1 protein-coding gene is annotated in these 1095 nt (G+C 55.9%); it reads right to left on the bottom strand.

The window, feature by feature from the left end:
• Window positions 1-39: 39 nt before the first annotated feature.
• Window positions 40-1094 (bottom strand): IS3 family transposase gene (locus tag FGE21_RS19840; protein ID WP_139665121.1). Its coding sequence is split into 2 segments (ribosomal slippage): window positions 40-866 and window positions 866-1094, totalling 1056 coding nucleotides; the frame shifts between segments, so codons are not numbered across the junction.
• Window position 1095 lies beyond the last annotated feature (1 nt).

Here is a 1095-nt window from a genome sequence, read left to right as displayed (position 1 = left end):
GGTAATCCCCCCATTTTTAATGGGGTCCAGCCGTAGAATTCATGCGGCTGTTTTCAGCTTCATAGCGGGGGTCACCCCACCGATGGCCATGTTGGGTCGCTCGTTGTTGTAAGTCCAGAGCCATTCGGTTGCCTGGTCCTGTGCCTCCTCGATGGTTTCAAAGATGTATTGCCCCAGCCATTCGCCACGAACGGTGCGGTTGTAGCGCTCGATGTAAGCGTTCTGCTGTGGCTTGCCGGGTTGGATGTATTCCAGCCGAACGTTGCGTTTCTCGGCCCACTCCATCAGCTTTCCACTGACATATTCGGGTCCGTTGTCGACGCGAATTGCCTGAGGTTGACCGCGCCATTCAATGATCTGGTTCAAACTGCGCACGACCCGCTCTGCAGGCAGCGAGAAGTCCACTTCTATGCACAACCCCTCGCGGTTGAAGTCGTCCAGAACGTTCAGGGTTCTGATCGAACGACCATCCGCAAGCTGATCCGCCATGAAATCCATCGACCAAGTCTCATTGGGCCTGTCAGGCACCGCCAGCGGTTCCGGCTTGTCGCGCTTCAGCCGTTTCTTGGGCTTGATCCGCAGGTTCAGCTCAAGCTCGCAGTAGATCCGGTAGACACGTTTGTGGTTCCATCCATAGCCCTGGACATTGCGCAGATACAAAAAGCACAGGCCAAAGCCCCAGCTACGTTTGTTGGCAGTCAGGCGTTCCAGCCAGTCCGCAATCTCTTCGTTCTCATCGCTCAAAACAGGGCTGTAACGATAGCACGTCTCGCTGATCTGGAACGCCCGGCAGGCCAGAGCGATGCTGACCCCATATTGCGCAACTGCATTCATGGCCATCTCTCGCCTATGAGACGGCCTTAACGCTTTTTTCCAAGCGCTTCCTTCAGCAGGTCGTTTTGCATGCTCATCTCGGCATACATGCGCTTCAGACGACGGTTCTCTTCCGCCATATCCTTCATCTCGGAAATCAAGGATGCGTCCATGCCACCAAACTTGGCGCGCCACTTGTAAAAACTTGCGCTGCTCATTCCGTGCTCGCGGCACAGCTCAGAGACCGGCACGCCACCCTCTGCCTGCTTCAACACGGCCATG

The organism is Phaeobacter sp. B1627, assembly GCF_006265095.1.
Taxonomy (GTDB): Bacteria; Pseudomonadota; Alphaproteobacteria; order Rhodobacterales; family Rhodobacteraceae; genus Epibacterium.
Note: the sequence above shows the minus strand (reverse complement) of the source record. Positions and strands in the feature narration are given on the sequence as shown.